The following is a 25,155-nucleotide window of genomic DNA, read 5'->3' as shown; positions in this document are numbered from 1 at the left end:
GGACCACCCCATGGACCACGTGCACGTTGACGGGCTGAGCCGGCGCCGCGTCCTCGGCGGAGCCGCCGGACTGGCCGCCGGAGCCGCGGCCGTCGCGGCGGGACTGCCCACCGCCGCGTCCGCCGCTCCCGCGAAACACTCCCACGATCTCGCCCGCTGGCGCAGGCAAGCCGCGCAGGTGACGATCACCCGGGACGACTGGGGAATCCCGCACGTGGTGGGCAAGACCGACGCCGACGCGGTGTTCGGGATGATGTACGCCCAGGCCGAGGACGACTTCAACCGGATCGAACGCAACTACCTGGTGAGCCTCGGCCGCCTCGCCGAAGCCGAGGGCGAGAGCGCGATCTGGCAGGACCTGCGCCAGCGCCTCTACATCGATCCCGAGGAGCTGAAGCGGGACTACGCGAAGTGCCCCTCCTGGCTACGCAAGCTGATGCAGGCCTGGGCCGACGGGCTCAACTACTTCCTCGCGACCCACCCCGACGTACGGCCACGCGTGATCACCCGGTTCGAGCCGTGGATGCCGCTGAGCTTCTCCGAGGGCAGCATCGGCGGCGATATCGAGCGGGTGCCGCTCACCCAACTCGAAGCCTTCTACGCCAACCGCACGGTGCCGATGACCGACGAGGAGCGCGGGCTGCTGTTCCGCGAGCCCAAGGGCTCGAACGGCATGGCGATCGCGCCGAGCCACACCCGCGACGGGCACGCGCTGCTGCTGATCAACCCGCACACCAGCTTCTTCTTCCGCTCCGAGCAGCACGTGACCAGCCGCGACGGGCTCAACGCCTACGGCGCGGCGACCTGGGGGCAGTTCTTCATCTACCAGGGCTTCAACGCGAACACCGGCTGGATGCACACCTCCAGCGGGGTCGACAACGTCGACGAGTTCGCCGAGACGATCGTGACCCGGTCGGACGGCCGCCACTACTACCGCTACGGCAACGCCCTGCGGCCGGTGACGAAGAAGACGATCACGTTGTCCTACCGCACGGCGGACGGCGGCCAGGCGCGGCGCAGCTTCACGACCTTCGCCACGCACCACGGCCCGATCGTGCGCGAGGCGGACGGCAAGTGGATCGCGTTCGCGCTGATGAACAAGCCCGTCGAGGCGCTGCAGCAGAGCTTCCTGCGCACCAAGACGCGGGACTACGCGGACTTCCTGCAGGTGGCGGGCTTCAAGGCCAACAGCTCCAACAACACGCTCTTCGCGGACTCGAAGGGGGAGATCGCCTTCCTGGTGCCGCAGTTCATGCCGGTGCGGAACGATCGCTTCGACTACCGCAAGCCGGTCGACGGCAGCGACCCGGCGACCGACTGGCGCGGGCTGCACAGCCTCCGGAGCCTGCCGCAGGCGGTGAATCCGCGGAACGGCTGGGCGTTCAACACCAACAACTGGCCCTGGACGGCCGCCGGCGCTGACAGCCCGAAGGCGTCCGACTATCCGCGCTACTTCGACCAGGCCGGTGAGAACCCGCGCGGTCCGCAGGCGATCCGGGTGCTGACCGCGCAGCCCCGCTTCACCCCCCAGACGCTGATCGCCGCCGCCTTCGACACGTACCTCACCGCCTTCGCCCGGCTCGTGCCCGGGCTGGTCGCGGCCTGGGACAAGCTGCCCGATGGCGACCCGCAGAAGGCAGCGCTGGCCGACCCGATCGGCCTGCTGCGCGACTGGAACTACCGCTGGGCCGCGGACTCGACCGCGACGTCGCTGGCCGTGTTCTGGGGCGAGGCGCTCTGGGCGCCCCTGGCCCAGGCGGCGAGGGACGCGGGCATGTCGATGTGGGACTACCTGGCCGAGCGCGCTACCGACGCGCAGCGGCTCACCGCACTCGCGGCGGCCGCCGACCGGCTGACGCAGGACTTCGGCAGCTGGCAGGTGCCCTGGGGCGAGATCAACCGTTTCCAGCGCAACGACGGCGCGATCGTCCAGACGTTCGACGACACCAAGCCGAGCCTCCCGGTGCCGTTCACCTCGGCGCAGTGGGGCTCGCTGGCCTCGTTCGGGGCCCGACGCTACCCGGGAACGAAGCGCTACTACGGCACCAGCGGCAACAGCTTCGTGGCGGTCGTGGAGTTCGGACCGCGGCTGCGCGCCTGGGCGGTGACGGCCGGCGGCGCGAGCGGGCATCCCGACTCGCCGCACTTCAACGACCAGGCGGAGCGCTACGCGAGTGGCGATCTGCGGCCCGTCTACTTCTATCCCGAGGACCTCAAGGGCCACATCGAGCGGAGCTACCGGCCGGGCGCTGGCATTCCGCACCAGGCGTCGCTGGCGAGCATGTCGGACGGCACCGACTCGCCAGCGGAAAGCTGACCGCCCTCGGCGTCGGTGACCTGACACCGACCTGTGGTGTGTAGGACGGTTTCGTCGACGCCGAGGCATGTCAGGCCGGCCAACCGGTCGGTCCGTCTCGGCGTCGGCGCAGACCCTGGCCACGGTCGCCGGGTAGCAGCTGGTTACCGAATGGCGCGCCGGCTGTCACCCTCTCTGCCTTACGTCGATCGCCGCGGTCAGGTTCCTAGTCTCGCTGTGCCTGCCAACAGGGCGAGCTGATGTCGGACGGCGGCGGTGACGCGGGCCTGGTCACCGGTGGCGAGGAGGTCGAGCAGGCCGCCTCGGAGTACCGCCAGTGCCAGGGTGCGGCGGATGGCACCCTGCTCGCTGTCTTTTTCGGCCGGTGGTTGACAGGAGGCGAGGACGGCGAGCCAGTCGTGCACGGTCGCGCGGGCGAACCCGGCCCACGCGCCGTCGGGTTCGACGAGGGAGCGGGCGTACGCCTCGACCCACAGCCGCAGCAGTGGCCGATGCTCGTCGGCGGCGAGCCACGCCCACACCTGCTCGGTCGCCGGGAGTAGGCCCATGGGCGCCTTGTCGCCGGTCTGTGCGAGGCGGCCCAGGATCGCCAGTTCGTCGGTGCGGGCCCGAGCCAACAGGGCCCGCACCAGGCCGTCCTTGTTGTCGAAGAGGAACATAAGCACGCGGGGGCTGGAACCGATCGCCGTAGCCAGCGGACGCAGTGACAGGTCGGCCAGGCCGTGTTCGAGCACGTACTGGTAGGCGGCCTCCAGCAGTTCGATCTGCCGCGCGGACGGCGCTGTCGTCTCCTCGGCCATGGCGGTAGCCTACTCAACACTGAAACAGTTGTGTCAGTAGCGGCGGGCGGGTATCCGGGAGGGCAACCATGGTGCAGCAAAACCATGAACGGCGAGTCTTGGTGCGCGGCGCCGACCGTCCCGGCGACCTGGGTTGGGTGGTGATGGCCCACGGTGAGGTCTACGCCCATCAGTTCGGCTGGGACACCAGCTTTGAGGGGCTGGTGGCTCGGATCGTTGCCGACTACGCCTCTGATCATGACCCGACTCGGGAAGCAGCCTGGATCGCCGAGGTCGACCGTGAACGCGTGGGATGCATCTTCTGCGTGGCCGGTGACGAACCCGGAGTCGCCAAGCTGCGTATTCTGCTGGTCACCCCGGCCGCCCGAGGTCTCGGCGTCGGCACCCGCCTGGTCGAGGAATGCCTCGCCTTCGCGCGCGACACCGGCTACCGGCAGGTCACCTTGTGGACCAACGACGTGCTGGTGTCTGCGCGCAGAATCTACGAGGCGTTCGGGTTCGCCCTCTCCGACGAGAAGCCGCACCGCAGCTTCGGCCACGATCTCGTTGGCCAGAACTGGATCCTCGACCTGCAGTAGAGCCCCGCGGCGACGCCGTGATCGAAGCCGGCGACGCGTTCGCCGCCCAGTACCGGCATACCTTGCCTACTCGTACCTCGCGAGGGAGAAGGGCGATCCCGCCACCGCCGCGGCCTTCGAGCAGAAGGCCGCGGAGCCGAAGCAGTACGTCGAGGACGAATGGGGCGTCACCCGTGACGACTGGGAGTACGCGTGCGGCCCCGCGGCGCGGCGGACGATTCGTACGCCGGCTCCAGACGGAGAACTCTTAATCCGCGGGTTCGGGGTTCGAGTCCCTGGCGGCGCACCAGCAATTAAGGCTCTGGCCTGGTGGTTCTTCACCTGGCCAGAGCCTTTTTCGTGTCCATGGCGACGGCGGGGTGCTCGGTGGGTGCTCGGGAGCAGTGGGACCCTTCCGGCTGTCGGTGGACTTGGTGCCGTGACCATGGACCCGCGCTCGGGTCGGATGGTCGCCGGTGAGGGATCCTCGCCCGGCTCGGTGCTCCGGCCTGTCGACGTTTGGGGGCCGGCGGTGTTGCTGTCAGTGACGGTCGCTCCGACGGGGCGGTGCGTCCTCGCCGAGCCGGCGCTGGACGTCCCAGGTCTGTTGGCGATCGGTACCGCAGTGCCAGTCTGCTGTTGAAGATCAACTGGCGGTCGTCGGGTTTGTGTGGATCGCAACTTCTGTCCTCAGCTCATTGGCTAATTCTCTGAACAGTGATCTTCATAATCGGCCCCGGAACCCCGATTTGAGTACGGGGGTACTCGCACGGTCCGCCGGCGCTTCGCCTAGGAGCCGCCGAGAGCACCGTCTCCGGGCGCGGTAGTCCTGGCATCGCGGCGTTCAGGTCGGTCCACTGGCTACCCTCCGTTACAGCGTCCGGAAACCGGGTGTCGACTTCCGGTGTCCCGAGGGACCATCGGGAGATGGGTGACCCTGTGGCCGTGCGGCGGTTGTCGCCGCGGCGGTGGCGGGTCCTGTCGTTCCTGGCGCAGCACGGTTCGGCGTCGACGCTGGACGTGGCCCTGGTTTGTGCCGTGTCGCGGCTGACGGCTCACCGGGATTTGGTCTGGCTTCACGAGGCGGGGCTGGTGCGCCGCGAGCGCTTTGAGGAGGACCGTACCCATACCTGGTGGTACGAGGTCACGGCCGAAGGGACCGAGGCGCTTCGCCGCGACCTGACGGCGTCGGGGCGGCCGGTTCCGTTGCAGCTGGGACAGCGGCCTCCGGGCGCGGCGGACGCTCTGCTGTTCCTGCCGTTGGTCGAGGTGTCGCGGCGGAACCCGGGGCGGTGCGAGCTGTTCCAGTGGCTGGCGACTATGGAGACCTCGGCGTGGTTGCGCCAGCACGACCTGGCGCAGCTGCGGGCCGACGGCTACGGCGTCTGGCTGGAGGACGGGCGGCGCCTGCGGTTCCTGGTGCATGTCGACCGTGGCGCGGCCGGTGACGCTATCGCTGACCATGAGCGGCGGCCGTCAGGGCTGGGTGGACTGCTGACCGGCTACTGGCGCACCGACCGAGTGGCGCCGGTCGGGGCGGTGCTTGTCGTCGCGCAGGACGGCGAGCGGGAAGATCAGCTGTCGGTCGACCTGGTCCGCAGGCCTCTGCGGGCACCTACCGCCACGACAACGATGAACCTGTTGTACCGCCACTGGCCGAACGAGCAGGTGTGGCGGATACCGGGCGAGGAGGACCGGAGCCGACTGATCGAGATTGGCACCTGACTTGGCGGGGCACTGCGAGGCGACCGGGATGATCCGTCAGAAACCCTTCTAACGAAGTGGATCCCGGGCGAGCATGAGGGAGGCAGACTCGAGGTCCAGGGGCTTGATGCTGGCGTCCAGATGGATGTGGGCCCCCGACGGCACCCGCGCGTCGGACAACGCCAGGCACATGCGAGCAAGATCTCGGAGGCCGGCGGGGTCGCCGAAGATCTCTACCGTGCCATCGACGATGTTGACAGTGATCGTGCCGCCCTCGGCGGGGGCTACAACCCCGATGGCCGGGTCGTACGCCGGCACAGAAAGCGAGGTCTCGGTCATCGCACGAGTGTGCCGCACCGACGGCCGTTCTCAATTTCATGGCACCGACATTGGTGCCCTGGCCGAGGGGCCCTGAGCTACACGAGCCAGGTGTCCTGCCGCCTTAGGCGCGCAGTATGGGAATACTGTCGAGCTGATCTTGACGAAGGTTTGATCCGATGATGCCGGACGGCCGTCCCCGGTCGGGTCTGCAAGCCACTACCTCGTTCGGCGTGATCGCGAAGTCGACGCTGAAGTCATGGTCCGCGTTGGGCAGCTCATCCTCGAGTAGCTGGGTCTGGTGGATCGTGGTGGCGATGGTGGTCTCGGTGGTAACGAGTGCGGCCTCGGTGAGGAGGGCGATCTCCAGGTCGGAGTAGCCGGCACCCTTGCCGACCCGCACGCCGCTTTGGCGGCTGACAGCGACGCTGCCGCAGACGATGAGGTCCACCGGACGCATTTCGGCTGGTCCCACGGTGGGAGCGACCTGTGGCGCACCAGTACTCGTAACTGCAGTCTCGATCGGTGTGGTGAGGCTGGCGGGGTCGAGCAGATAGAAGGGCTTGGGAGTAGCGAGTCTCGGGACTGCCATGTAGAGCAGTTTGCCTTCCTGCAGGGCTCGTACCCGGACGGGAAGTTGGGCCCGGTCCGGGTTGCACTTGATCACTCGGGCCTTCCTCCATACGTCCAGTTTCGCGAGGCGGGCTGCGGCCTCTTCCTTGCCGACGAAGTCGGGGATGTGACCGTGCACGCCGGGTGGGGCGGCGCCGTCACGTTCAAGGAGGTCCCAGACGTGTTGCCGGACAGCTTGCTTGGCGCGGTCGATGTCGGTCACGTTGGTGCTCCTATGGGCTCATGAGAGTGAGGAGTCGGTCGTTCACGTCCTGGACTGAGGGCTCGTTGCGCCAGGGGCGTAGCTGTCGGGCGGCGGCGAAGGCGAGGTTGAGTCCGCCGCCCGCGCGGGTCCGCTCGATGACGTCGATGGCCTGATGCAGGTAGGACGTTGCGGCGTCGACGTCGCGTCGGAGGATGCTGGCGAGGGCGAGGTTGCCGAGGATGACGGCGGTGGATTTGCGGCGGGCGGCGATCAGTTGTCGGGCCTTCTCGAGCGCTGGCACCGCTTCGTTTGGTTTGTTGAGGGAGAGCCAGCAGGAGCCTGCAAGCCTCGTGTAGTGGCTGGGGCAGAAGATGTCGGTGGCTGGATCTCGGGCGTCGAGAGCGGCGAAGTGAGCTTCAGCGGTACCGAGAGCGTCGGAGCAGTCCCGGGCCTGACCCAGCATCGCGTGTGCCTCAGCCCGGTGCAGTTGGGCGAGGCCGGCGATGACGTGACTGTCGCCGTGGCTGACGGCGGCGGCGCGGGTCGTCAGGACAAGGCCGGCGTTGGGTTGCTTGGTGCCGTAGAGGGCGAGGTAGCTCTTGCGGAGCAACGCATTGGCCTCGGTGACCGCGTCTCGCGTTTCCTGGGCCGCGCTGATCGCCTGGTCGAAGTAGGCGGCGCTGGCGACATGGTCGCGCCGCTGCGAGGCGTCCCAGACGAGTTGACCCATCAGCGTCGCGGACTCGGCGACTGCTGCCGCCAGTTCGCGCTGAACCGGCCCGTTGCTGGCGTGCTGGCGAAGGAAGATTGCCTGACCGTGTAGTTGCCCGGCCTCGGCGAGCAGGAGCGTCGAGGGCGTTTGGTCGTAGCGCTCGTCGAGGCGCTGCACGGTCTCCCTCAGGTACGCCACAGCGATCAGGTCGACGCGGCCGGGGTTGCGCAGAACGTAGCCGAGACGCTCGTCGGGCGGTGACGGTGCCTGGCCGACGTCGGCCAGGAGGTCGGCCAGTTCCTCGATCGACAGCTTGAGGGCCGCGGCTAGGCGCGGCCGGTGCCAGGGCTGCGGGTCGGTCTCCGCCCGTTCCCACCGCACGATGGTGGAGCGGTCGACGCCGAGGGCTTCGGCGAGGCGTTCCTGGCTAAGCCCGATCGCCTTGCGCCGCTGAGCCAGCCGGTGCCGACGCCTATCCGCCACGTACCGCCTCCCTTCGCCGCCATCCGTCACGGTTTCATTCATCCAGCTCACACCCTGTGACGCAATGGGGATGCGTCAGTTCTGCGCCCTTGCCGCGCTGGGAGCCAGCGACCGCCGGGGCTTGTGTAGACGCATGGCCGGAACGGGTGAGAACACAAGCCGGTGTGCAAGGCGTGGCGACTACGTGAGCTCCCGCCCGTTCCGTTGCCACTCCAAGCCGACCTACTGAGTGGGGGAAAGAAGTGAGCGCCCAGGAGCGAGACCGGCTCGATTCCACCGGAGCGTTTTCTGCCGCCCGGACCCTGACCCGTCTGAGCCGGCTGGTATCGCCGCAGACCACTCCCTCGAGCGTGTTGATGTCCCCCCGCATGCGTACTGCTACGAGGGCTGCGCGGGCGGGCGTCCGGCGGCTTGCTTCCGCGCGCCGTCGAACGGTGGTGGGCTCGTCGTCCTGCCGACGAGCCCACCACCAGCGGGTCCCAGCTCGGGCAGAGGAACGGGCGTGACCATCTACGTCTCGCGCAACGCCACGACCGGGCAGCCATGGCGGCCCGGCACCTCCTCAGGCGCACAAGAAGCGGCACAGGTGAGGGCGGCGAATCCACCACTGTTCAACCACGTATGGCGCCAGATGTTCGAGCGGCAGGCCCGAGAGAGCAGGCCCTGATGAACGAAGAGTCCGCGCGCCCCGCACAGGCTCAACGCCTCGACTCCGGGCCCAGAGAGCACACCCCGCTGCGTCCGATCTGGCTCTGCCGTGCCTGCGGCCAACCCTGGCCGTGTGGCCGGGCGAAGCTCGCTCTCGTCGCCGAGTACGACGGCAACCCGGTCAGCCTGTTCCTATACCTGGCCAGTCTGCTCCATGACGCCATCGGCGACCTGCACAAGCTCAACCCCACGACCACTGGGTGCGCCAGCGACATGTTCGATCGGTTCCTTGGCTGGCCCGCCCGACACACCGGCCTCTACCGGATGACCGAGATCAACTCGCCGCGGCCCGAGGAGACAGAAGCGTGAAAGACGCCCGTGTCGTCGCCTCGCTCGACATTGCCGGCGAGAGCCGGGACGTTCCACCCCTGGTGCTGCGGCCCACAAACCAGAAACGGAAGTTCGACAGCCCGCCCGGCCGGGGCAACTGGAAGAATTGACCGACCGACCGGGGGCACATCCGACGCGCGAGGTGGCGAGCCCTTTCCTTCGGCAACAGGTTGAGGACACGTGCGCACCACGACAGTCGGCGACATCAAGGTCCTGCTACCGGACCTCGATCCGGAGGACCTCGACCGCGTAACCGACCTGGCCGATGGCCTCACGGAGGCTCTCGTCGAGGGCGCGTCGTGGCGCGGTGTGCAGCTGGAGGATCACCGCATCCGCAGCAGCCGGATCACCGGTGGCGACCTCAGCGAGAGCACCTGGGAAGCCTGCAGCCTCTACGGCTGCGAGATCAGTCGCACCGACTTCTCCGGCACGGCCCTGACCGGCGTCACCATCGAACGGTGCGCCATCACTGGCTCACGGTTCACCGGCACCAGACTCACCGACGTACGCCTCAAGGACGTCCTGTTCGACGGCTGCCGCTTCGACTACGCCACCCTCCAGCGCGTTACCGCCGTCGGCTCGGTCGCCTTCACCGACTGCACCTTCACCCACGGCACCTGGTCCACCTGCCGCCTGCCAGGAATCGCGCTGCGGTCCTGCGACCTCGCCGGTCTGGAGTTGGACTCCTGCCACCTCGACGGCGTCGACCTGCGAGGCAGCCCGCTCCGCGGGCTCAAGACGCCACTCGACAACCTGTCCGGCGTCACCTTCGCGGAGAACCAACTGCCCGACCTCACCCAGCTGGCTGTCGACGCCCTCAAACTGACTGTGCGCAACGACTGACTGCGAGGGAGCACCGTGGTTGTTGACTCGGTCCCGACCGGCAGCGCGGACACAATCCTCGTCTGCGTTCGAGGTAACTCCGGCTCGGGTAAGAGCAGCATCGCCCGGGAGCTGCGGCGTCGGCACGGCCGGGGTTGCGCGCTGGTCGAGCAGGATTACCTGCGCCGCATCGTGTTGCGTGAGCGGGATCAGCCCGGCGGCGCGGCACCGGCGTTGATCGGACAGACCGTCCGGTTCTCGCTCGATCACGGCTACCACGTGGTGTTGGAGGGCATCCTGCACACCGGCCGCAACCGGAGCATGTTGACGGGCCTGCGGGATGGTCATCGGGGGCGATCGCTGTTCTGCTACCTCGACGTGTCCCTGCCCGAGACACTGCGCCGGCACCTCACGCGTCCGCAGGTCAGCGAGTTCAGCGCTGAGCAGATGAGTGGCTGGTACGCCGCGCACGACGTTCTGGGCTGGTCCGACGAGCTGATCCTGCCGGAGAGCACCGGGCTGGAGGAGGCCGTTCAGGCCATCGCCGCAGTCGCCGGACTGCCACAGGCCGGGCGTGACGACGATGTTCTCCCGATCGTCCCGTAGGACCCGCGAGGAGTCCTCCTGCCGTGCGAGCGGGGATTCCGGCACGATCTCCGCTGGGCTCGTGACGAGTAAGGCGTCTCACGGTCCCGATGCTCATCAAGGCAGCGGCGGCGGGTGAGGCGCGTGTGCGTGCCCCAGCCAGTTGCTGATGACGGTGAAGTCGCGTTTGGTCAGTCCGTGACAGGGGTCGACCCGATACAGCAGGGCTGGGCCGTGGTGATGGGCGGACACCCAGACGCGATCGGCTGGGCGTATCTCGTCGTCGACCCATACGAAGGGGCGGCCCTGGGCCCACTCGACCAGGCCGCGGGTCTTCCAGTGCAGGGCGTCGTCCTCGTCTGAGTCGGGCCAGTCCACCACCGGCAGGGCCGGCAGCCCGAGCAGCGGAGCCAGTACGTCGTTCGCGTCGCTCATCCACGTGGTCGCCCACACGAGATCACACGGCAGGGCGGACAGCAGGCGCCCGTGCTCCGGCTCGACCCTGTGCAGCAACGGATGGGCGTCGTCCGGTCGAACCTGTACACGGGTCTGCTGCTCCGCCGGTGGCGTTCCGAACGGGATGAGGGTGCCGTCCACGTCAAGGAACAGCTGCACCGGGGCGGACATGCCCAGAGATTAGCCCTCAACCCGTGACCGAGAACGTCCGCGCACCTCCACGAAGCCAATCGGTAAGCCTGCGTTCGGTGCCGCCCGCCATCCGGACTTAGCTGACAGCAGGGGATCGGGACAAAGCCCCTTCTGCCGCCGGGAGGCACGTCCGCCGGAGCCATCCGTTCCGGCAGCCGCCCGTGTTCCGGCCCACGCCATCACCACCGCAGTCCAATTCTTGAACCAGAGGAGTTCCCCTTGCCTTCGCCGACACCTCCGGCTGCCGCCGTAGCCAACGGCAGTGACCACCTCCGGCTTGACCCTCGCTCGGGGGTCAGAGTTGACGTCCCCGTTGGGGTCAGTCTTCATCCGGGCCCCCGAACCGACCCCCACGCCCCACTCACACCGCAGCTCAGCGGGCCTGTCAGCGGCGGCTGGCCGTGCTGGGACAGACCCTCCCTGTCTCGAGTCTCTCCCCCTGGGCAGCGGCTCGCGCATCGAAGGGAGGTAGTGGCTGGTGGATGATCCGGTTCTGCGGGTTCAGTCGCAGCTGACCGATCGCGACCGGGTGCTGCTGGGCTGGCTCTACGACCACGGGGTGCTGACCTCGTTCCAGATCGCCCGCGCCCTGTTCTCGTCGTTGGACTTTTGCCAGCGCCGGCTTCGCACGCTGTACCGACTGCGGCTGGTGGCCCGGTTCCGGCCGCAGCGCGCCGACGGTGGCTCATATCCGTATCACTACGTCATCGATCAGCTCGGCGCCGAGGTCGTCGCCGCCGGCCGCGACGAGCGACCGCCTCGGCGTGACCACGCCCGCGTGGAGCGGCGACGCTGGACGTCCAGCCGGAGCCTGGCTCACCGCCTCGGGGTGAACGGCTTCTTCACCGACCTGGCCGGCCACGCCCGCACCCACCCGAACGCCGAGTTGGTCGATTGGCTGTCGGAGGCGGAGTGTCAGCGCTCGGCAACGTTCACCCGCCCCGGGGATCCGGGTCTGGTGCGCGCGTACCAGCCGCGGGTCCGCCCGGACGGCTACGGCCTGTGGGCGGAGGGCGGCGTGATGGTGCCGTTCTTCGTCGAGTACGACACCGGCGGCGAGCAGTTGTCGGTCCTGGTCGGCAAGCTCGACGGTTACCGGGAGCTGTTCGCCACGATCGGCCGGGTGTGGCCGGTGCTGTTCTGGCTGCACTCCGCCGCCCGGGAGGCCAACCTGCGCCGCCTGTTCGCCGATACGGCGCCACAGGTGCCCTTAGCTACCGGGGCTCGCGACCGCGCCGCTACGGCGGGGCTGTGTCCCGCTGAGGCGGTCTGGGCCGTACGGGCCGGCGGAGGCCGCCGGTATCGCTTGGTCGACCTGTCCCACTACGTCGCCGACAACCGGGAGGCGGCATGATCGGCGGCCGGCGCGCGGGCGTGAAAGGTAGCTCGACCGCGCGCCTGACAGCAATGCGCGTGGCCTCTCCCCGGTCTGTCACCGGCGAGCCCGCCGTGACTGACAGACCGGTGACAGCAGGGAATCGTTCCGTCGACAGGCTGATGGAAGTACCGTCCCGCGCCCGGTCCACCGGAGGACGGTCCGTCCCCGCTGCGGTCCGCGGCACCGGCTCACGGACCGTCCGCGCCCCTGCCGATCCCACTGCGCAGGCGAGCACTTCTGCGCCCTGCTTTGGTCTGGGGAGGTGATCCGCCACGACCCCAACACAATCTGATGCGGACCGTGGTCCGCGCGGCAGTCGCGCTGAGGGTGCGGTCCAGATCGTCATCATGCTCGCCATCGGCGGAGCCGCTGGAGCGGCCAGCTTCACCCACGTCCACAACGTCGCCGCCGCCCACGGCCAACCCGGATGGCTGGCCTGGGCCGACGCGATCGTCCTCGAACTGATGTCTATCGCCTCTGGCCTGGAGTTACGCCGCCGCAAACGCGCCCACACCTCGACGGTCTTCCCCGCGAGTGTGCTGGCCTGCGCGGTCACGCTGTCTCTCGCCGCGCAGGTTGTCGAGGCCGAACCATCACCTATCGGCTGGATCGCAGCAGCCGTGCCTGCGCTCGGCTTCCTCGTCATGGCCAAGATCGCCCTCGGCTACGCCAACACCCCGACCGCAACCACCACACCCCCGCCGACAGACCAGGACCCGGAACAGACCGCGCAGACAGCACCATTCACCGAGCACGTCAATCGGGACCGGTCCGCCGCAACGGCGGGGGAGCGATCCACGTCCTGGACCGTCCGCCCGCCAGACGCCGCCTCGCGCCCCCGCGGACCGGACCGCCGTCACGGCAGACAGAGCCGCGGACGGTCCGCGCCGCCCTTCCGAGACACGGGCCAGCTACTACCGGCGGCGCGACAGGTCCGGGACCAACTCGCCGCCGACGGACGTCCCCTCACCCGGGCAGCGCTCGCCGACGCCCTCCGACAGGCGGGCCACACCGTGTCCAACACCCGGCTCTCCGAACTCCTCCAGATCCTCCGAGCTGAGACGTCCTCGACTCCCAGAGCGCATCACGATCCGCCTCCTGCCCCGAGCCCGTGACGGCCACGCGCTGCGACGTCGACAGCGAAGGGGAACTGCCTGCCCGCCGGACGACCGTAGCCCGCCTTACCCGGCCGTCACGCGCTCCCGCCCCCAAGAACCCTCAGTTATCAGAGAAGTCAGGAGAACACCGCTGATGAGTACCCACCTGAACCCCACCGAGAAGACCTCCGACGCCGCGATCGAAAGAGCGGCCAGCACCCTTCCCGGCGAGGTGTGGACCGTTGATCGTGTTCGCGCCCTCGGCGTGACGACCACCCTCGCCACCGCCGCATCCGTCCTCGGGGTCAGCCGATCCCAGGCCTACCGGCTCGCCGCCACCGACGCCTTCCCGGCGCCACTGATCCGCGCCGGCAACCGCATCATCGTCCCGGTCGCCGGCCTCCTGCAGCTCCTCCTACTCGACAACCCGGCCCCGACTAATGGTGGTCGGCGACTTGATCCGGATGTGAAGGTGAGCGTGGATGCGACGACCCCGCCACCAGCGGATTCCACCCGACATCGCTGGCGGCACCAAACGAAGCATCCAGGAGACGATGAGTGAAGGGATCCACCTTCAAGCGCTGCGGCTGCCGCGACAGCGTCACGGGCCGGCGACTGGGACGATCCTGTCCCCAGCTTCGCCGGCCCGGCGGCGGCTGGTCCCGCACCCACGGCCACTGGCACTGGCAGATCGAAATCCCCGCCCGCGCCGACGGCAACCGCCGCCCACTCCGCCACGGCCCCTACACCACCCAAGCCGACGCCGACGCCGTACTCGACCGCATCCGGGCCGCGCTCGCCGTCCCCGACCCCACCGACCCGCACACCACCGTCCAAACCGGCGACCTCATCGAAACCGCCGTCAAGACCAGCGCACCCATCCCCACCCCGGACCAGATCCGGCGGGCGCTGCACCTGGACATCACCCCCACCGAACTCCCGACGATGCAGGCGTACCTGACGGACTGGCTCGCCGGACGTAAGAACATCAAAGCAGGCACCCTGCGGTCCTACGAAGGGCACATCCGGCTGTACCTCATCCCGCACCTCGGCCACCTGCGCATCGACCGACTCCGCCCCGGCCACATCGACGCCATGTACGACACCATCGCCGAACGCAACACCACCATCGCCACCCTGCGCGCCAGCCGCGACTCCGCCAAACGCGACCAGGTCAAAAACCAGCGGATCGTCGGCCCCAGAACCCTGCACGTCATCCACGCCACCCTGCGCAAAGCCCTCAACGACGCGATACGCCGCCACCGCTACATCGACACCAACCCCGCCCTCATGGTCGAACTACCCGCAGCCCGACCACCCAAGCCCACCATCTGGACCGACCAACGTGTCCGCACCTGGCGCGACACCGGCAAGATCTCCAGCCCCGTCATGATCTGGACCCCCGAACACACCGGCAGATTCCTCGACCACACCCACGACGCGAACGACCGGCTCTACGCCCTCTACCACCTCATCACCTTCACCGGCCTACGCCGAGGAGAAGCCTGCGGCCTGCACTGGGACGACCTCGACCTCGACGCCGCCACCCTCACCGTCCGCTGGCAACTCGTCCAACACGGCTGGACCACCGCCATCGACACCCCCAAAACCACCGACAGCGAAGCCGCTGTCGCCCTCGACACCGAAACCGTCGCGGTGCTGCGCGCCCACCGCACCCGACAACACCGCGAACGCCTCGCCGCCGGTGCTGCCTGGACCACCACCGGACTCGTGTTCACCACGCCCACTGGCAGGCGGCTACACCCCGCCGACGTCACCGACCACTTCCACCACCTCGCCACCCAAGCCGGGCTACCACCCATCCGGCTCCACGACCTCCGCCACGGCGCCGCCACCATGGGCCTCGCCGCCGGCGTCCAGATGAAGGTCATCTCCAACCGGCTCCGTCACTCCAGCCCACACTTCACCGCCAAGTTCTACGGCGACGTACTCCCCGAGCTGTCCCACGCCGCCGCCGAAGCAACCGCGTTGATCGTCCCGCGCCAGCGCGCCACCAAAAGGTCGGCGTAGCCCGGAGGCCGCCACCCGTCTTCGCGGCTGATCTGTTGTTGGGGGTCAGTGGTCGACAGGGCGAGCGGGCCTCGAAGGCGATCTGGAAGGCGTTCAGCGGTGCCTCGCCGCCGCTGCCGATGCGCACAAACGATCAAGGCCCTGGCTGGTAGATCTCCGCCAGGTCAGGGCCTTTTTCGCGTACGCCGGTGGTGGGTGGTGGCTTGATGGGTGCTCGGGAGCCGTTGGACCGGATCGGCGCGTGGTTTTGCCGTCGAACTGAGTCAGCCAGCTGAAAGCTGGTCCTGATCTACTGGTCTGTCCGCTGGCATCGCATCGCGTCCCACCGACGCTCGCCAAAGGTGACAGATAAGTTACCGTGGGTTGCATCGCAGGCGGCATACTGAATGTTTCGGCGAGGCCACTCCCTTGTCGCGCCGGCGAGCTCTGGTAAGACTTCACCCTGTGACGACAGAGCCGGCCTGGACCACCGCTGCTGAGGACCGCAAGAAGGAGCGGGAGCGAGCTGAACTTCACCGGGTGATCTGGAAGATCGCCAACGACCTGCGTGGAAGCGTGGATGGCTGGGACTTCAAGGCATATGTGCTAGGCATCCTGTTCTACCGATTCATCTCGGAGAACCTGACGGCCTACCTCAACGAGGCCGAGCGCAGTGCAGGCGAAGAGGACTTCGACTACCGCTACCTGTCCAACGCCGATGCCGAGGGCGGGCGCGAGGAGACGGTCAAGGAGAAGGGCTTCTTCATCCTGCCCCGAGACCTCTTCGCGAACGTGCGTGAGCGGGCCAGCACGGACGAGAACCTCAACGAGACTTTGACGCGGGTGTTCACCAACATCGAAGCCAGCTCGGTCGGCACCGCTTCCGAGGACGACATCAAGGGCCTCTTCGCCGACCTCGACGTCAACAGCGGCAAGCTCGGTCCCACCGTCGCGAAGCGTAACGAGAAGCTGGTCAAGCTTCTCGACGCGATCGGGTCGTTGAACTTCGGTAACGACGAGTTCAACGAGAACACCATCGACCTGTTCGGTGACGCGTATGAGTACCTGATGCAGATGTATGCGTCCTCGGCCGGGAAGTCTGGCGGGGAGTACTACACACCGCAGGAGGTTTCCGAGCTGCTCGCTAGGATTACCGTGGTCGGCAAGACCGAGGTGAACAAGGTCTACGACCCCGCCTGCGGCTCGGGTTCGCTGCTGCTGAAGTTTAAGAAGGTGCTGCCCAATGGGGTCCGGCAGGGCTACTTCGGTCAGGAGATCAACCTGACCACGTACAACCTGTGCCGGATCAATATGTTCCTGCACGACATCCCGTACGAGAAGTTCGACATCGCTCACGGCGATACTCTGACCGACCCGTACCACTGGGACGACGAGCCGTTCGAGGCGATCGTCTCCAACCCGCCCTACTCCACGCGCTGGGAAGGTGACTCGAACCCGCTGCTGATCAACGACGAGCGGTACGCCCCCGCGGGTGTGCTGGCGCCGAAATCGAAAGCTGACTTGGCGTTCACGATGCACATGCTGTCGTGGTTGGCGGTCAACGGCACGGCCGCGATCGTCGAGTTTCCCGGTGTGCTCTACCGCGGCGGTGCGGAGCAGAAGATCCGCAAGTACCTCATCGACAACAACTACGTCGACACCGTCATCCAGCTCCCACCGGACCTCTTCTTCGGGGTGGCGATCGCGACCTGCATCATCGTGCTGAAGAAGTCGAAGATCGACAACCGGGTGCTCTTCATCGATGCCTCGGCCGAGTTCACGCGCCAGGGCAATAAGAACAAACTCGGCGCCGGCCATCAAGCCAAGATTCTGGAGGCGTTCACCCGTCGGGCGGCCGTCGACCACTTCGCGGCCCTAGTCGACTACGAGACCATCCGCGAAAACAACTACAACATCGCGGTCAGCTCTTACGTCGCGGCGGAGGACGTCCGCGAAGCGGTCGATATCAAGGCATTGAACGCCGAAATTTCCCGGATAGTCGCCCGCCAAGCTGAGCTGCGTACCCAAATCGACGCCATTGTCGGCGACCTGGAATCCGACGATGCGACTGTCTGAACTGTTGTCCAAAGCCCCTGCCAGCGAGGAGGCGCAGGTCGAGCGCTTCCTCAATGCCCGCCTGGCCTGGGGCAGGCATAAGACGATCGAGGTCGGCAAGGTCGCTATCAACTTCAAGTGCAAGACCTGCGACGACGTTCGGACGTTCATGTCGGGCGACAAGCTGTCCTGCCTCGGCGTTGGTGATCGTGTGGTGAGCATCGACGCTTGCCTCAAATGCCCAGTCTGCGAAGCGGCCATAGAAGCCTGGTTCCTCGTAGTGTCCAGGGATGAACTGGACGGACCGGCACCGACCGTGCGGTTGGAGCGCTATGTAGACAACCGGCGCGGTATGGCGAGTCGGGTCGGAGTCGGCGCCGGTGATTTCGATGATCTGCTGGAGCGTGCGCAGCTTGCCTATGAGGTACAGCTCGGTGCGGGATCCATGGTCTACCTCCGGAAGATTTTCGAAGCGATCACCAAGCAGGTCGCCGATATCGCAGGCATACCCACCATCGGTAACAACGGCGGTCGCAAGCCGTTCCGCAGCCTCCTGCAAGAGGTCGATGAGCAGCACCACATCATTCCGTCGGCATTCTCCAGCGACGGATACAAGTTGTTCAGCGAGCTGAGTGAAATCGTCCACGGAGATTCGAGCGACGAAGTGGCCCTGCAGAAGTACCACCCGTGCCGAAGATTGGTCATCGGAATCATCCACAATGTCGCCAGCGATCAGGAGATGAAGCGAGCGATCGATGCACTCGGATGGAGAATTGACAGGGTGAACGTGCCTTCGAGTGGGGTGATGGCGCGATGAGCGAGATCGGTAGGCTGCTCGCCGAGCACTGCCCGGACGGTGTTGAGATTATGATGCTCGGCGAGATCGGCACCTTTGTCCGCGGACGTCGCTTCACCAAAGCTGACATGGTCGAAGAAGGAATCCCCTGTATCCATTACGGGGAGATCTACACAGAATATGGCGTGTCCGCGCGCACCACCGTCTCGTATGTGAGGGAGGATCTGCGCAATCAGCTGCGCTACGCCCAGCCGGGGGACGTGATCGTCGCTGGCGTTGGGGAGACGGTTGAGGATGTGGGCAAGGCCGTGGCTTGGCTCGGCGAAGGAGAGGTCGCGATCCACGATGACTCGTTTCTGTACCGGAGCGAACTCAATCCGACCTACGTCTCCTACTACTTCCAGACCAGCGCCTTCCACGCCGAGAAGGAGCAGCATGTCGCCCGCGCCAAGGTGAAGAGGCTCTCCAGTAGCGGTCTGAGCAGGGTCACCATTCCGGTTCCTCCACCCGAGGTTCAGGGCGAAATCGTACGGATCCTCGATACGATGACTGATCTGCAAGCTGATCTGCAAGCTGAGCTGCAAGCTGAGCTGAAAGCCCGCACGCGCCAGTACGAGCACTACCGGGACAAGTTGCTGAAGTTCAAGGAGCGGGTGGCGTGAGTCCGGGCAGCGGTGTGGAGGCACCGGACTCGGCGCTGCGGTACGAGCCCATCGCGATGAGCGACGAATCCACCGTCGTTGCGGCGTACGAGCCGGATGATGGTGTCGATCAGGGCTACCAGTCCGAGGCTCAGCTTGAGGCTGAGTTTATTGAGCTGCTCGAACAGCAGGCGTACGAGCGACTTCACATCGCGTCGTCGGCTGACCTGGAGGTAAACCTCCGTCGTCAGCTGGAGCTGTTGAACAATGTGGTGTTCAGTGACGACGAGTGGAAATGGTTTTTCGCCAAGAAGATTGCCTCGAAGAATGAGGGAATCGTCGAGAAGACGGCGCGTATCCAGGAGGACCCGATCCAGGTCCTGTCTCGTGACGACGGTACGAGCAAGAACATCAAACTGATCGACAAGTCGAACATCCATGCCAACCGACTCCAGGTGATCAACCAGTACGAGACGGTTGGTGAGAGTGCCGGGACTATTCGTACGCACCGGTACGACGTGACGATCCTGGTCAACGGACTGCCGCTGGTGCATGTTGAGCTGAAGCGGCGCGGGATGCCCTTGAAGGAGGCGTTCAATCAGATCAACCGCTACCAGCGGGAGTCGTTCTGGGCCGATGCCGGATTGTTCGAGTACATCCAGCTCTTCGTGATCTCCAACGGCACGCACACCAAGTACTACGCGAACACGACTCGTGCCCGGAAGGTGGCTGAGTCCGAGGGCGGCAAGCGCAGGCGGAAGCAGGCATCGAACTCGTTCGAGTTCACCTCGTGGTGGACCGACGCGGAAAACCGGCGCATAGGCGACCTCACCGCGTTCACGCGGACATTCTTCTCCAAGCACACGCTGCTGAATGTGTTGACGAAGTACTGTGTCTTCGACGTCTCTCGTACCCTGCTGGTGATGCGGCCTTACCAGATCGCGGCGGCTGAGCGGATCCTACGGCGAGTGGTGTCCTCGGCGAAGGCGACCGGGCCGAAGGCCGGCGGCTACATCTGGCATACCACCGGGTCGGGAAAGACGCTGACATCGTTCAAGACCGCGCAGCTCGCGTCGAAGATGGAGGGTATCGACAAGGTTCTCTTCGTGGTGGACCGCAAGGACCTCGATTACCAGACGATGCTGGAATACAACCGCTTCGAGAAGGACTCGGTCAACGGATCACGCTCAACCGCCGAGCTCAAGCGGCAACTCCAAGACCAGAACGCCTCGATCATCGTCACTACGATTCAGAAGCTGTCGCGGTTCATCGAGCAGAACAAAGGCCACGAGATCACCAAGGGTCACGTGGTGTTGATCTTCGATGAGTGCCACCGGAGCCAGTTCGGGGACATGGGGGCCGCGGTGCGCAAGGCGTTCCGCCGCTCCCACCTCTTCGGGTTCACCGGCACCCCAATCTTCCCGCAGAACGCCGGCGGGGCGACAAAGGACACTACCGAGAAGATCTTCGGCGACCGACTACACAGCTACACAATCCTGGACGCGATCAACGACGGAAACGTGCTGCCCTTCCGCGTCTCCTACCAAAACACCGTGCGGGCAGTGGACGACGTCGAAGACAAGCAGGTCGCCGGGATCGATACCGAAGAAGTGCTGCGCCATCCCGAGCGAATTCGGAAGATCGTGGGGTATGTCCTCGACCACTTCGATACCAAGACCATGCGCACCCAAGGGTACAGCCTGGATGAGAAGCGGGTACGTGGCTTTAACTCAATGCTGGCGACCGCGTCAATCCCCGCATTGAAGATCTATTATTACGAGTTCGCCCGGCAGCAGACCGAGCGTGCGGCCGCGGACCCGTCCTACCAGCCGCTGAATATCGCCACGATCTTCAGCTACGCGGTCAACGAGGACGAGGAGATCGGCGGCATCCTCGATGACGAGGCGATGGACGCGGACAAGCTCGACGCCTCCTCCCGCGACTTCCTCGAACGCGCGATCAGCGACTACAACGACGCCTTCGGCACGACGTACGACACCTCGGCGGCGAAGTTCGAGAACTACTACAAGGACCTCGCGCGTCGAGTGAAGGATCGCGAGGTCGACCTGGTCATCGTGGTCAATATGTTCCTGACCGGGTTCGACGCAACCACACTGAACACGCTGTGGGTGGACAAGAACCTCAAGTCCCACGGGCTGATCCAAGCGTGCTCTCGCACCAACCGGATCCTCAACTCGGTCAAGGCCTACGGCAACATCGTCTGCTTCCGCAATCTGGAGAAGGCCGTCGACGATGCCCTGGTGCTCTTCGGCAACTCCGAGGCCAACGGAGTGGTGCTGCTCAAGCCGTACACCTACTACCACACCGCGTACGTCAGCTTGGTTGAGCAACTCCTGGAGCAGTGCCCACCCGGAACCGAGCCATTCGGGGAGGCTCAGGAGAAGGCGTTCGTCGTGCTCTTCGGCCGGATCCTCAGACTGCGCAACATCCTGACCTCCTTCGACGAGTTTGCTCACGACGAGTCGCTGCCACCGAGGCAACTGCAGAACTACACGAGCGTCTACAACGCACTCTGGGAGAGGCACCGCAAGCGGGACACCGGCGAGAAGGAGTCAATCCTCGACGATGTCGTCTTCGAGATCGAGCTCATCAAGCAGGTTGAGGTCAACTTCGACTACATCCTGATGCTGGTACAGAGGTGGCGTGACGAGGGCCAGGCCAATATGGGCGACGAAGGCAGGATGCCGCTGCGTGCCATCGAGGATGCCATCGATGCCAGCCCGTCGCTGCGAAACAAGAAGGACCTGATCATGGAATTTGTCGACTCCATGTCGGTCACCGGCGAGGTCAACGACGACTGGCGCGTCTTCGTCACTCGACGACGAGAAGCCGAACTCGCCGAGATCATCGACGCCGAGCGCCTTCGGCCCGAGCAGACGAATTCGTTTATTGAAGCGGCCTTCCGCGACGGCGCGATCGCAACCAACGGAACGGCGATCACCCAGGTCCTGCCGCCGGTCTCGCGCTTCGCGAAGGACAACAACCTCGGCGCCAAGAAGGAGCGCGTCATCGCGAAGCTGACCGAATACTTCGAGCGCTTCTCCAAGCTGGCTTGAAAGGCACCGCCTATCTGGCCCACCAGGGAGCAAGCGCGGCGAGGTGGGCGCGTACGGCACCGGTGAAGGCGCTCTCCAGCGGGAGCAGCGACGATAGGTCGATGACTGTCGGCGGGATGTTCATCGCGAGGTCCTCGGTGATTGGCGTGGCTTGCCATGCCTCGCGCATCGCACCCCCGGCGACCTTGCGCAGTTCGCGCACGAGAGCGGTGTACGCCTCGCCCACGGTGCTGGACTCGGCGGCGGTCCAGGCGGTGAAGTAGCTCAGTTTGCTTTGGATCTCCCGCGTTGCTTCGGACAATCGGATACGTTCGGCGGCACCGTCGTCGTGGCGGCGCCGACGGATCGCGTACGGCATCTCCTTGTATGCCGCGTACGCCTGAAAGGCGCTGGCGAACAGGTCACGTTGCCGGGCGCGTTCCTCCTCACGGCTCTTGCGCCGCGAGGTCCACACCGTGATACAGGCGGTCAGGACGGCAGCGAACACCGCCCCGGACAGTACGCCGGCCACGGCCAAGGTTGAGGCCGCTTGCGGCTGCGGGGCCTGGGGCGGCGGCCCGGTCCCGACCGTCGCCACGACGATCGCGCTACTGCTCGACAGCGGTACCGGGGGAGCGGCGCTGGAGAGGGCCGGCACGAGGCCGGCCGGTGCCGTCGGCGGTGGGGTAGGGGGCACACGTTCTCCTAACGGTCGTGGGGTGCCTCGTCGCCAACCCACTCGCCGGTCCTTCGCCACCATTCTTCCCGAACCAGATGCGCGACGACATGCCCGAGCAGCGCCGCCGCGCCATCGCGACGCAGCCACCGCTGCTCCGCGCCGTCGAACGGCCACCACATGCACAGCTCCCCACCGTCGTAGCGGTGCGGGGACTCAGTGGGTCCGTCTACGAACACCCGTGGCACCTCCGGCGAGCCGGTGGAGAACACGATGGTCACCTGCCTCGGTTCGATACCCGGCGGGAACACGGTGCACCGCACCGCGTACCCGCCCCGGAACCGCCGAGGTTGGCGAACTACCCCGACTGGCACGCCGGTGGCGGCGAGCTGAGCAGCGAACCGTAGCCGTGGAGCCGGCCTGGCGAACCAGGCCGGCTCCCGCCAGGGCGTCCGGATCACTGCGGCGACCGACCGCCGTAGGCGCGGGTCGGGACCACCAGCGCCGCCGGCCCGGCGAGCCCCAGCGCGGTGGTGGGCACCGGCTGGCGCCGACGCAGCAGGTCGGCTGCGGTGGCCAGCCCGGTGTCGTTCGGGTCGTCGATGTACTTCCAGAACACCTTGTGCAGCGCCGCCTGCACCGCCATCTCGTCGGTGTCGCTCGCGAGGGCCTCGGCGCTCCCGTCGGCGGCCCTGCGCAGCCGGGTCGCCACGACCGTGCGGTCGAGCAGCAGTTTCAACGGTGCGGACACCCCGGCGGGGTCGGGCGTGGCGTACCCGTGGCTGATCCGGGTGGCCGCGCGGTCGAGCACCGTGTGCAGGGCGGTCGGTACGCCCATGCCGGTGTCGACGAACTCCCACGCGAGGGTGGACAGGTGGAACGACGACATGCCCGGGGTCGTGTACTGCTTGTTCCAGGCCTTGAGGAGCCGGATCGCGATCCGGCGGGTCTTGCGCAGCGAGGCCGGGCCGGCGTTGAACAGCTGGACATGGCCCTCGGGGTGCGAGGCCTCCCAGCGGTCCTTCTCCAGGTTCGGGATCCACAGGCCGTCGCCGTCGCGGCGGGTCAGTGCCACGACCAGGTCGACCGTCGGGTCCTGGCCATCGACCGGGGCGCTGAACGACAACTTCGGCCCACGCTTCGAGGTGCCGCAGCGTGCCTTCGGGTACGTCTTGCGGACTCCCGGACCGAGTAGCGCACACAGCTGCTCAGCCACCCTGGTCGGCGTCTCGCCCCCGCCCTCCGGGCCGAGGTTGGGGTAACAGCGACGGTCGAGCACGAGCCCGCCGTCGCCGTCGGTCACCGGGTGGTTCATGGTGTGGTGCGCCAGAGAACCGCTGGCGTAGGTCCGGAGCGAGCCGGGCAACCCCGTCGCGAGGTCGCGCACCAGCTGCAGCCGGACGCGAGCCTCCTTCAGCGGGACGTCGCTGGCGTCGATCTGGCGACGGACGGTGGACAGGAGTTCGGCGGTGTGACCCATATGGTGGCCCCCAATCCGCGCTGCATCGCGGCGCAGCGCTTCGTCGGCAGCGCCCTGGTCGGGGTGCTGAAGGGCCGTCGGTGGCCCTCATCCACCTCTGACGACGCATCTCGGGATCCGTCCAACCTGCGATGAGGCGCAGGTCAGAGGCAGTCCCGGCAAACCGTTCCGCCGGCCGGGAACATGGCCAGCCCGTACGTCAACCTGCAATGCTCGCAGCGGCGCTCGCGTTTCAGCGTGCATGTGCAGTGTCCGGAGGGACAGCGGGGCTCGTTGCAGGTGGCGCAAAGGCCGGTCACCTCGAAGAGGTTGCCGCACACCTCGCACTCGGCCTCGGTTGGCTGCCGCTGGGCCGGCACGCCGGGCCGGGGTGGGGAGAACGTCTGCCACGGGGCGTGGTCCGTCACCAGGACGGCGATCAGGTAGCCGTCGCACCACGCGGCCTGCCCGTAGAGCGGGTCGCTGCTGTGTCCGGAGCGGTAGCGGATCGTGGTGCTGTCGGCGGTGAACGCCGCGCCGTCGGCACGCCACGGGTCGCGCAATGCGGCGGCGACCAGCGCTGTCTGGGACTGGTCGCTGCCGCGAGCCGGCGGGTAGATGCCCTTGGCCGTGGCGAACGACACGGCGCCGTCTGCGTCGTAGAGCACGACCGCGCCGAAGCTGGCGAGGTGTTCGGCCGCACGGACGACGCAAGCGGCGCGCGACGCGCTGGACTTGCGGTAGAGCGCGACGATGTCGCCGGCCGTGGGCGTCTGGTCGCCGAAGCAGCCGGACACCACCGCGTCGGGCAGTAGCACTCGGGCAGCAAACAGGTCGCAGGCGTCGTCCTCGAAACGGTCGTCGGCGGCCATTAGGATCCTGGTGCCGAGATCTGTGTCGGTGTTCTGAAGATGGTGGCCGAGCTCGTGCAGCGCGGTGAACTGACGACGACCTGGTGAGGCCGACACGGCCACGCAGAGCGTTGGCGGCTGAGTTTCGTCGTTGTAGCTTCCCGCCACCGAGCACCCCCCGGCGGTCGACGGGGCCTCATCGACCAGCCGCACCTGCACGTCCGGCCAGGTCTGCACCTCGGCGAGCGCATCGACGCGCAGCCGGTCAAGTACGCCGGGCTGGCGCTGTTCCACCCGGTCCAGCATGGCCATAGCCTGCGTCTTTACGGCGGCCG

General features: G+C 66.9%; 25 protein-coding genes. 16 read left to right on the top strand and 9 right to left on the bottom strand.

What is annotated here, in order from left to right; translation table 11 throughout:
- Positions 1-10: 10 nt before the first annotated feature.
- Entirely contained in the window at positions 11-2,317 is a 2,307-nt protein-coding gene (locus O7603_RS08150; protein ID WP_281575075.1) for a penicillin acylase family protein, read from the top strand.
- 197 nt (positions 2,318-2,514) lie between these two features.
- On the opposite strand, the gene O7603_RS08145 is transcribed toward O7603_RS08150, so the two are convergent.
- The gene (locus O7603_RS08145) at positions 2,515-3,117 is read right to left on the bottom strand and encodes a TetR/AcrR family transcriptional regulator (protein ID WP_281575074.1); all 603 of its coding nucleotides are present in this window, start codon (positions 3,115-3,117) and stop codon (positions 2,515-2,517) included.
- Between the two features lie 68 nt (positions 3,118-3,185).
- On the opposite strand from O7603_RS08145, the gene O7603_RS08140 reads away from it, so the two are divergent.
- Together O7603_RS08140 and O7603_RS08135 are read left to right on the top strand one after the other, a co-directional pair.
- The gene (locus O7603_RS08140; protein ID WP_281575073.1) at positions 3,186-3,695 is read left to right on the top strand and encodes a GNAT family N-acetyltransferase; all 510 of its coding nucleotides are present in this window, start codon (positions 3,186-3,188) and stop codon (positions 3,693-3,695) included.
- Between the two features lie 906 nt (positions 3,696-4,601).
- On the top strand, positions 4,602-5,399 hold the full coding sequence (locus O7603_RS08135; RefSeq protein WP_281575072.1) for a DeoR family transcriptional regulator: 798 nt from the start codon (positions 4,602-4,604) through the stop codon (positions 5,397-5,399).
- Between the two features lie 48 nt (positions 5,400-5,447).
- Here O7603_RS08135 and O7603_RS08130 read toward each other — a convergent pair whose 3' ends face one another.
- From O7603_RS08130 to O7603_RS08120, 3 genes are all read right to left on the bottom strand, one after another.
- Positions 5,448-5,717 carry a hypothetical protein gene (locus O7603_RS08130; protein WP_281575071.1) on the bottom strand — a complete coding sequence of 90 codons (270 nt, stop codon included), beginning with the start codon at positions 5,715-5,717 and terminating at the stop codon, positions 5,448-5,450.
- A 103-nt stretch (positions 5,718-5,820) separates the two neighbouring features.
- Positions 5,821-6,531 (bottom strand): 5-formyltetrahydrofolate cyclo-ligase, encoded by a 711-nt coding sequence (locus O7603_RS08125; protein ID WP_281575070.1) that lies wholly within the window; start codon positions 6,529-6,531, stop codon positions 5,821-5,823.
- A 10-nt stretch (positions 6,532-6,541) separates the two neighbouring features.
- Positions 6,542-7,750, bottom strand: a complete 1,209-nt coding sequence (locus O7603_RS08120; RefSeq protein WP_281575069.1) for a helix-turn-helix transcriptional regulator — start codon at positions 7,748-7,750, stop codon at positions 6,542-6,544.
- A gap of 460 nt (positions 7,751-8,210) precedes the next feature.
- On the opposite strand from O7603_RS08120, the gene amcA reads away from it, so the two are divergent.
- The 5 genes from amcA to O7603_RS08095 all read left to right on the top strand — a co-directional run bounded on the left by amcA (position 8,211) and on the right by O7603_RS08095 (position 10,174).
- On the top strand, positions 8,211-8,375 hold the full coding sequence (gene amcA / locus O7603_RS08115; protein ID WP_281575068.1) for a multiple cyclophane-containing RiPP AmcA: 165 nt from the start codon (positions 8,211-8,213) through the stop codon (positions 8,373-8,375).
- Entirely contained in the window at positions 8,375-8,725 is a 351-nt protein-coding gene (locus tag O7603_RS08110; RefSeq protein WP_281575067.1) for a hypothetical protein, read from the top strand. The genes amcA and O7603_RS08110 overlap by 1 nt, the downstream gene beginning before the upstream one ends.
- A complete protein-coding gene (locus O7603_RS08105) occupies positions 8,722-8,856 on the top strand; it encodes a hypothetical protein (protein ID WP_281575066.1) in 135 nt (44 codons plus the stop codon). The genes O7603_RS08110 and O7603_RS08105 overlap by 4 nt, the downstream gene beginning before the upstream one ends.
- Before the next feature lie 70 nt (positions 8,857-8,926).
- Entirely contained in the window at positions 8,927-9,589 is a 663-nt protein-coding gene (locus tag O7603_RS08100; RefSeq protein ID WP_281575065.1) for a pentapeptide repeat-containing protein, read from the top strand.
- A gap of 15 nt (positions 9,590-9,604) precedes the next feature.
- The gene (locus O7603_RS08095; protein WP_281575064.1) at positions 9,605-10,174 is read left to right on the top strand and encodes a kinase; all 570 of its coding nucleotides are present in this window, start codon (positions 9,605-9,607) and stop codon (positions 10,172-10,174) included.
- A 96-nt stretch (positions 10,175-10,270) separates the two neighbouring features.
- Here the strand turns inward: O7603_RS08095 and O7603_RS08090 are convergent, their stop codons facing one another.
- Positions 10,271-10,780: an HAD domain-containing protein gene (locus O7603_RS08090; RefSeq protein WP_281575063.1), complete on the bottom strand. Its 510-nt coding sequence runs from the start codon at positions 10,778-10,780 to the stop codon at positions 10,271-10,273.
- 499 nt (positions 10,781-11,279) lie between these two features.
- On the opposite strand from O7603_RS08090, the gene O7603_RS08085 reads away from it, so the two are divergent.
- The 8 genes from O7603_RS08085 to O7603_RS08050 all read left to right on the top strand — a co-directional run bounded on the left by O7603_RS08085 (position 11,280) and on the right by O7603_RS08050 (position 21,855).
- The gene (locus O7603_RS08085) at positions 11,280-12,155 is read left to right on the top strand and encodes a replication-relaxation family protein (protein ID WP_281575062.1); all 876 of its coding nucleotides are present in this window, start codon (positions 11,280-11,282) and stop codon (positions 12,153-12,155) included.
- 371 nt (positions 12,156-12,526) lie between these two features.
- Complete coding sequence (locus O7603_RS08080; protein ID WP_281575061.1) at positions 12,527-13,294, top strand: DUF2637 domain-containing protein; 768 nt, start codon at positions 12,527-12,529, stop codon at positions 13,292-13,294.
- Positions 13,295-13,430: 136 nt separating this feature from the next.
- A complete protein-coding gene (locus O7603_RS08075) occupies positions 13,431-13,838 on the top strand; it encodes a hypothetical protein (RefSeq protein ID WP_281575060.1) in 408 nt (135 codons plus the stop codon).
- Complete coding sequence (locus O7603_RS08070) at positions 13,835-15,307, top strand: tyrosine-type recombinase/integrase (protein WP_281575059.1); 1,473 nt, start codon at positions 13,835-13,837, stop codon at positions 15,305-15,307. The genes O7603_RS08075 and O7603_RS08070 overlap by 4 nt, the downstream gene beginning before the upstream one ends.
- Positions 15,308-15,751: 444 nt before the next feature.
- Positions 15,752-17,362 carry a type I restriction-modification system subunit M gene (locus tag O7603_RS08065; protein ID WP_281575058.1) on the top strand — a complete coding sequence of 537 codons (1,611 nt, stop codon included), beginning with the start codon at positions 15,752-15,754 and terminating at the stop codon, positions 17,360-17,362.
- A complete protein-coding gene (locus O7603_RS08060; RefSeq protein ID WP_281575057.1) occupies positions 17,349-18,158 on the top strand; it encodes a hypothetical protein in 810 nt (269 codons plus the stop codon). The genes O7603_RS08065 and O7603_RS08060 overlap by 14 nt, the downstream gene beginning before the upstream one ends.
- Positions 18,155-18,799, top strand: coding sequence for a restriction endonuclease subunit S (locus O7603_RS08055; protein ID WP_281575056.1), 645 nt, complete (start codon positions 18,155-18,157; stop codon positions 18,797-18,799). Before O7603_RS08060 ends, O7603_RS08055 begins: the two co-directional genes overlap by 4 nt.
- Entirely contained in the window at positions 18,796-21,855 is a 3,060-nt protein-coding gene (locus tag O7603_RS08050; RefSeq protein ID WP_281575055.1) for a type I restriction endonuclease subunit R, read from the top strand. The genes O7603_RS08055 and O7603_RS08050 overlap by 4 nt, the downstream gene beginning before the upstream one ends.
- Before the next feature lie 10 nt (positions 21,856-21,865).
- On the opposite strand, the gene O7603_RS08045 is transcribed toward O7603_RS08050, so the two are convergent.
- The 4 genes from O7603_RS08045 to O7603_RS08030 all read right to left on the bottom strand — a co-directional run bounded on the left by O7603_RS08045 (position 21,866) and on the right by O7603_RS08030 (position 25,126).
- A complete protein-coding gene (locus tag O7603_RS08045) occupies positions 21,866-22,366 on the bottom strand; it encodes a hypothetical protein (RefSeq protein ID WP_281575054.1) in 501 nt (166 codons plus the stop codon).
- Positions 22,367-22,539: 173 nt separating this feature from the next.
- Positions 22,540-22,791 (bottom strand): hypothetical protein, encoded by a 252-nt coding sequence (locus O7603_RS08040; protein ID WP_281575053.1) that lies wholly within the window; start codon positions 22,789-22,791, stop codon positions 22,540-22,542.
- 176 nt (positions 22,792-22,967) lie between these two features.
- The gene (locus O7603_RS08035; protein ID WP_281575052.1) at positions 22,968-23,990 is read right to left on the bottom strand and encodes a hypothetical protein; all 1,023 of its coding nucleotides are present in this window, start codon (positions 23,988-23,990) and stop codon (positions 22,968-22,970) included.
- A gap of 143 nt (positions 23,991-24,133) precedes the next feature.
- The gene (locus O7603_RS08030; protein WP_281575051.1) at positions 24,134-25,126 is read right to left on the bottom strand and encodes an ImmA/IrrE family metallo-endopeptidase; all 993 of its coding nucleotides are present in this window, start codon (positions 25,124-25,126) and stop codon (positions 24,134-24,136) included.
- Between the last annotated feature and the right edge of the window lie 29 nt (positions 25,127-25,155).

It is taken from the genome of Micromonospora sp. WMMD812 (genome assembly GCF_027497215.1).
Classification (GTDB): Bacteria; Actinomycetota; Actinomycetes; order Mycobacteriales; family Micromonosporaceae; genus Micromonospora.
The sequence above is the reverse complement of the archived record's forward strand: the minus strand, read 5'-3'. Positions and strand labels throughout refer to the sequence as shown.